The organism is Streptomyces sp. 13-12-16, assembly GCF_002114215.1.
Classification (GTDB): Bacteria; Actinomycetota; Actinomycetes; order Streptomycetales; family Streptomycetaceae; genus Streptomyces.
This window is the reverse complement of sequence record NZ_NCTE01000063.1, coordinates 1-6,466: the sequence shown is the minus strand read 5'-3', so window position 1 is coordinate 6,466 and position 6,466 is coordinate 1. Positions and strand designations below refer to the sequence as shown.

Annotated in this window: 6 protein-coding genes; 1 reads left to right on the top strand and 5 read right to left on the bottom strand. The window is 74.5% G+C overall.

The genetic code is table 11. The features are described from left to right. The 5 genes from B7767_RS02985 to B7767_RS02965 all read right to left on the bottom strand — a co-directional run. A partial coding sequence (locus B7767_RS02985; protein ID WP_085570730.1) for an MFS transporter occupies positions 1-1,252 on the bottom strand: 1,252 nt, incomplete at its 3' end. Further along, entirely contained in the window at positions 1,236-2,381 is a 1,146-nt protein-coding gene (locus B7767_RS02980) for a dipeptide epimerase (RefSeq protein ID WP_085570729.1), read from the bottom strand. The genes B7767_RS02985 and B7767_RS02980, both read right to left, overlap by 17 nt. Then, the gene (locus tag B7767_RS02975; RefSeq protein ID WP_085570728.1) at positions 2,378-3,457 is read right to left on the bottom strand and encodes a PLP-dependent cysteine synthase family protein; all 1,080 of its coding nucleotides are present in this window, start codon (positions 3,455-3,457) and stop codon (positions 2,378-2,380) included. The genes B7767_RS02980 and B7767_RS02975 overlap by 4 nt, the downstream gene beginning before the upstream one ends. Continuing rightward, positions 3,454-4,305, bottom strand: a complete 852-nt coding sequence (locus B7767_RS02970) for a hypothetical protein (RefSeq protein ID WP_085570727.1) — start codon at positions 4,303-4,305, stop codon at positions 3,454-3,456. Before B7767_RS02970 ends, B7767_RS02975 begins: the two co-directional genes overlap by 4 nt. Next, positions 4,302-5,558 (bottom strand): ATP-grasp domain-containing protein, encoded by a 1,257-nt coding sequence (locus tag B7767_RS02965; RefSeq protein ID WP_179167009.1) that lies wholly within the window; start codon positions 5,556-5,558, stop codon positions 4,302-4,304. The genes B7767_RS02970 and B7767_RS02965 overlap by 4 nt, the downstream gene beginning before the upstream one ends. A gap of 126 nt (positions 5,559-5,684) precedes the next feature. On the opposite strand from B7767_RS02965, the gene B7767_RS02960 reads away from it, so the two are divergent. Next, entirely contained in the window at positions 5,685-6,230 is a 546-nt protein-coding gene (locus B7767_RS02960) for a GNAT family N-acetyltransferase (RefSeq protein WP_085570726.1), read from the top strand. Positions 6,231-6,466: the final 236 nt, after the last annotated feature.

Genomic DNA, 6,466 nt, shown 5'->3' with positions numbered 1-6,466 from the left:
GTACGGCGGGCTGTCCCGGCGGCGCGGGCAGCGATCCCCGCCGGCGCAGCCGTACGACGCCGAGCGCGGAGGCGAGCCCGGCCAGCGCGCAGCACGCCCACGGCAGCCACGAGGCACCGCCGTCCCGCCCGGTGTCCATGGCCCAGCCGACGACGGTGTTGCCGATCGCGGCGGCGACGCCCGAGACGACGTAGAAGATCCCGAAGTGGGTGCCGGTCAGTCCGGGGCGGCCGAAGGCGGGGACCATGTCCATCACGAACGGCTGGGCGACCATCACCCCGAGGTACAGCAGCAGGGCGCCCGCCAGCACGGGCAGCACCCGCAGCGCCGCGTCGGCCACGCCGTCCGGACCGCCGGACGCCGTGGTGGCCAGGGCGGGCGGCAGGAAGGCCAGCGCCATGAGACCCAGCCCCACCGCGATCCAACGGGCCCGGTCCCCGAGCCGCTTGAGCGCGCGGGTCAGCCGCAACTGGAGCAGGAGGTTGGCGACGGCGCCGACGACGAAGACGAGACCGGCGGCCCCGTCCCAGCCGGTGGCCCGCCGTGCCCCGTCGGGCAGCAGCAGGTACAGCTGGCTCTCCAGGGTGAACAGGCCGGCCATGGCGAGCGCGAAGGCCAGGAAGGCGCGGTTGCCGAGCACCTCCCGCCAGTCGGCGAGCACCCCGCCCCCGCTCGGCTCGACCCGCCGGGCGGGCAGCACCAGGGCCTGCGCGACGGTCAGGACCGCGAAGATCCCGGCGGCGGTCAGCGCCGACGTACGGAAGTCCACGAGCAGCAGCGCGCTGCCCAGCAGCGGCCCGATCAGCGCGCCGGTGGTGGCGAACACGTTGAACAGGGCGAACGCCTCGGCCCTGCGCTCCTCGGCCTCCTGCGCGAGGTAGGCGCGGACGGCGGGGTTGAACAGCGCCCCCGCGAACCCGCTGAGGACGGACGCGGCGAGCAGGACGGCCAGGTGGTCGCCGAGCGCGAACAGCGCGAAGCCCGCGGTGCGCAGGGCGCAGCCGGTGATGATGACGCCCCGCGCGCCGAGCCGGTCGGAGGCGGAGCCGCCGATGACGAACAGGCCCTGCTGGCTGAGGTTCCTGACCCCGAGGACGACGCCGACGACGGCGGCCGACAGGCCCAGGTTCTCGGTGAGGTGGGTGGCGAGGTAGGGGATGAGGAGGTAGAAGCCGGTGTTGACGCCGAGCTGGTTGACCAGCAGGAGCTGAACGGCGAGCGGGAACCGGCGTATCTCATGCCAGGTCCGCACGGCGCCCCTCCGGGTCCGTAGGGCGCCCCTCCGGGTCTGTACGGATCCCGTCCTGGTCCGCACGGCGTCCGTCCTGGTCCGCACGGCGCCCCTCCCGTGGTCCGACGCCCAGTCCGGGCAGGCCGCTCGCCCTCACCCGGCCGTTCTCGCCGCCGATGCCGGTCCACGGGTCGTGCGCGAGCAGCAGGTGACCGTCCAGGTCGGCCCAGCGGGCCCGGTCGGCGAGGTGCACGGCCGGTGCGAGACCGAGACTGCTGGCGGCCAGACAGCCCAGCATCAGCTCCGTGCCGCTGCCGTCGATCGACTCGGCGATGCGCAGGGCCGCGTGCACCCCGCCGCACTTGGCGAGCTTGACGTTGACGCCGTGGACGCGCCCGGCCAGCCGGCGTACGTCCTCCAGGTCCACCGCGTCCTCGTCGGCGACGACCGGCAGCGGTGAGCGTTCGGCCAGCGCCGCCAGGGCCTCCGGGTCGCCGGGGGCGAGGGGCTGTTCGACGGCCTCGACGCCGAGCGCGGCGAACCGGGGCAGCAACGCCTTCGCCTGCCCCGTGGTCCAGGCGCCGTTGGGATCGAGCAGCAGCCGCGCGCCCGGCGCGGCGTCCCGGACGGCCCGTACGCGCTCGACGTCCTCCTCGGGATCGGCCGCCCCCGCCTTGACCTTGAGCACCTCGAAGCCGTCGGCCGTGAGGGAGCGGGCCTGCGCCGCGGCGTGCGCGGGGGGCGTGATGCCGATGGTGCGGGCGGTGGCCGCGACCGGGGTGTCTGCGGCACCCAGCAGCCGGTGGACGGGCCTGCCCGCACGCTTGCCGACGAGGTCCAGCAGGGCCGCGTCGACGGCGGCGGTCACGGCCGGGGGAGTGCTCCCGGCGGCGAACTCCCGTGTGCGCAGGGCCTCCAGGGCGGTCTCCGGGTCGGGGAAGCGGGCCAGGTCCGCGCCCACGGCGGTGAAGTGGCGTGCGAGGCTCCCGGCGTCGAGCCGGTAGTAGACGCTGCTGACGGCCTCGCCGTGACCGGTCGCGCCCTCGTGCTCGACGCTCAGCCACACGGCGTCACGGGCGGACATCGTCGAGCGGGATATTCGCAGCGGCTCGGTGAGTTCGAGACGCACGGTGCGCAGGCCGGTCCTCACCGGTTCTCCTCCGGACGTGCGAGCGGGTCGGTGACGCGGGTGCACCGCGTCCAGCCGGTGGCCTCGGCCGCGTACGGGTGCGGGATCTCCACGGGACGGACGGCCGCGGCGTCCGGGTCGACGCCGTGGGCGGTGGTGAAGTCGTCGTCGTAGACGGTGGAGAGGTAGCGGTGCGGCCCGTCGGGGAAGACGGTGGCGACGACCGCGCCGGGGTGGACACGGGCCGCCCACGCGGCGACGCGGGCGACCGCGCCGGTGCTCCAGCCGCCGCTGACGAAGCTGCCCCGGGCCAGCCGGCGACAGCTGTCCACGGCCTCGGCGGGGCCCACCCAGTGCACTTCGTCGAAGGAGTCGTAGGCGACGTTGCGCGGATGGATGCTGCTGCCGAGGCCGCGCATCAGCCGGGGCCGGGCGGGCTGGCCGAAGATGGTGGAGCCGGTGGAGTCCACGCCGATCAGCCGCAGCGCGGGCCAGTGCCGGCGCAGCGGCCCGATGACACCGGCACTGTGCCCGCCGGTGCCCACACTGCACACCAGAACGTCCAAGTGGTCGAGCTGAGAGGCGAGTTCGGCGGCCAGTGAGGCATAACCGGCCGTGTTGTCCGGGTTGTTGTACTGGTCGGGCCAGTAGGCGCCGGGCAGCACGGTGAGCAGTTCGCGCAGCCGGGCGAGGCGCGCGGCCTGCCAGCCGCCCCGGGGCGCGGGCCGGTCCACGATTTCCAGCCGCACCCCGTACGATCGTAGTAACTGCCGCATGGACGGCTCGAGTTCACTGTCGCCGACCAGTACGACGGGATGCCCGAGGGCCTGTCCGGCGAAGGCGAGTCCGATGCCGAGGGTGCCGGAGGTGGACTCCACCACCGGGGCGCCGGGCCGCAGTTCCCCGCGTTCCCGGGCGCCCATCAGCATCGAGACGGCGGCCCGTGCCTTCATCCCGCCCGCGGCGAGCCCTTCGAGCTTGGCCCAGAAACCGGGGTGCGGTCCGGGCAGGCCGGCGGTGACGCGGACGAGAGGGGTGCGGCCGAGCAGGGAGAGCAGTTCCGGGCGGGCGGCGGACCGTACGGCGGCGGTGGTCACCGGGTGCCTCCCGGACGGCCGGCGCGGTAGCGGTGGATGGTGCCGGGCCCGCCGTCCAGCCAGAAGAAGGGGTACGGCTCCGCGCACACCGCGCTCACCCCGTGCCCCAGGAAGCGGGGGAGCACGGCGCTGCCGGTCTGGGCGAACATCACCAGCTGCTTGTCCTGCCGCAGCGCGTGCTCCCGCAGCGGTTCGAAGGTCCCGTTGCCCAGCGTCATCCCGGACACGAGCAGCGCCTCGCACCGGCCGGCCGAGCCGAGGGCGTCGGTGACGACCGGCTCGCCCCACTCGGTGACCCCGCCCTTGAGGTCGCACGGCACATAGCCCAGGCCTCGCGAACGCAGCGCCTCCAGCAGGGAGTTGACCACACCGACCACGAGCACCGTCGCCCCGGGCGGCAGGACGAGCAGCCCGGCGACGGCCTCGGCCCGGACCCGGGACTTCTCCAGCGACGTCCCGGCCGGCAGGGCGACGGGCCGCGCCCCGTTCTCCGGGGTGTGCGGGGTGACGTGCATCAGGTACGCGTCGAGCGCGGCGACCCGCACCGCCGGCACCGGATGCTCCAGCAGGCGGGCCACGTCCGCGCCGGCGCAGTCCTCCACCGCGCCGTCGGGCAGCGCGCCGGGCTCGACCGCGCAACTGCCGACGGCCTCGGCGAGGCGCAGGCTGAGCACCTCGTTGCGGTAACCGGTGCCGCGCCCCTCGTGCCGTACGGCCTGCCGGGTGGTGAAGGCCACGGAGATCCGCACCCCGGCCGGGTCGGGGCCGAGTTCACCGGCGCGGGCGAGCGCCAGGAGTTCGTCGTACGTCGTCGCCGCGCGGGCGGACGCCGGGGCGGTGGGGCTCATCGGATCACCAGCCCGGACCGCACCTCGTCGAGCAGGGCCTCGACCCGGGCGCGGGCGCCGGTACCGGCCGGGTCACCCGCCATCACGTGCCCCAGGTACTCGTTGTTGCTGCCCGCCGCCTTCACCTGCCTTCCCGGCTCGGCGAGTTGTACCTCGAGGACGTCCGGTGCGGTCCGCGCCCGGCCGGCGTCCAGCGCTTCGAGCGTGCCCGTGGCTCCCGGCACGAGGAAGCCGATGGCGGCACTGCGCAACCCGGTGTCCGCCCGCCGCAGATCGGGCGCGCGGCCCAGGGACACGTCCACGAAGGCCGCGGCGAGGTCGAGGCCGGTGACATGCCGTATCAGCTCGGTGATGCGGTTCCCGGCGGGCCGCGGGTTGACCTCGACCACGCGCGGTCCGGCGGAGGTCAGTTTGATCTCGGTGTGCGCCACCACGCCGTCCGTCAGCCCGAGCGCCTTGAGCGCGCCGAGCGCGGTCTGCTCGGCCGCCTCGGCGTCCGCGGACGACAGGGCGGCGGGGAACATGTGGCCGGTCTCGATGAACGCGGGTGCCCCGCCGACGCTCTTGTCGGTCACGCCGACGACATGGACCGCGCCCGCGTGCGACACGGTCTCCACGCTCACCTCCGGGCCGTCCAGGAGCTCTTCGAGCAGCACGACGGGAGCCCGTCGCTGCCCGCGCGCGTTGACCGGGAACTCGCCCAGTGCCTTGACGGCGGCGGCGAGTTGTTCCTCGTCGTCCACCCGGCGCACGTACATGCCGGCGCACAGGTCGACGGGCTTGACCACCAGCGGGTAGCCGATCTCCCGGGCCGAACGGGTGAGTTCGGCCCACTCCTCGTGCACCGCGAACCGTGGTCCGGGCACCCCGGCGTCGGCCAGGACCCGGCGGGTGGCGTCCTTGCGGCAGGCGTTCCCGACCGCTTCGGGAGCCGGTCCGGGCAGCCCGAGCCGGGCGGCCGCCCGCGCCACCACCGGCAGGTAGTAGTCACATGACGTGATCACCCCGTCGAAGCCCAGCACGGAGTGCAGCCGCTCCACCCGGGGCAGCAGGGTCTCGGTGTCGTTGGTGTCCGCGGTGATCACGTTGCGCGCCCCGAGCAGCGGGTGCGCGGTGCCCTCGGGTGCCGAGCGCAGGTAGTGGTGCAGGTCGCGGGTGAGGAACGTGAACTCGTGTCCGCCCTCCCGGATCGCCCGTGGCAGCAGCCTGCTCATCGATCCGACCCAGCTCTCGACCACCAGCAGATGAGCCACGGCTCCCCTTTTCGTGTCGTCGCGTACGGCACGGCCCTGACGCCAGGGCCGCGACCGACGACACGATATCGGTAATCATTTTCATTGTCAGGTACTGTGAGGACCCCGATACGGAAGGACCTCGCGATGAGTCGGACCGCGCCCGCCGGTTACACCGTGCGTCCCGCGACACCCGCGGACACCGACGGTGCCCGCGCCGTCATGCTCGACACGTTCTACAAGGAGTTCGGATACGGCTACGTGCCCCGCTGGCACCGGGACGTGACGGACCTCAAGGGCACCTACCTCGACGACCCCCGCCACCTCCTGCTCGTGGCGGTCCACGACGGCGAGGTGGTCGCCACCACCGGTGTGCACTCGACGGGCCCGGCCCACCCGCCCCACCCCCGCTGGCTGGCCGAACGCTACCCGTCCGGCACCACCGCCCAGTTGGCCCGCGTCTACGTCCGCCCGGAGCACCGGCGCCGGGGCCTCGCCCGCACGCTGGTCGACGCGGCCTGCGACTTCGTCGCGAACACCCCCGGCTACGACTCCCTCTACCTGCACACCAACGTGGACGTCGAGGGCGCGGAGGCCTTCTGGCGCAGCACGGCCAAGGAGATCTTCGACGCCCGCACCACCGGCGAACACGGCCCGGGGGTGGCCACCGTCCACTTCGAGATCCCGTTCTGACCGGCGCCGGTCTCCCTCGGGGGCCCGGCCTCGTCCGAGGAGGCGGCCGCCCCCCTCCGTGCGGACCGGAGCCGACCGCACGGGGGTGTGCCACGCGCTCCACGTCGCGTGCGCGGCGGGGCGGACGTCGCCGTCGGGCCGCCGCTCCCGGAGGAGCGGCGGCCGGGGTTCAGCGGGTCGCCGGGCTGGGATCCCGGTCGGGTTCGTGGTCCTCGGGTGCGGGGGCCGGGGTGGTG

What these genes read in the sequence shown, in the direction of transcription:
- B7767_RS02970 (WP_085570727.1), bottom strand. Translation starts at nt 4,305, where the DNA reads ATGAGCCCCACCGCCCCGGCGTCCGCCCGCGCGGCGACGACGTACGAC.
- B7767_RS02960 (WP_085570726.1), top strand. Translation starts at nt 5,685, where the DNA reads ATGAGTCGGACCGCGCCCGCCGGTTACACCGTGCGTCCCGCGACACCC.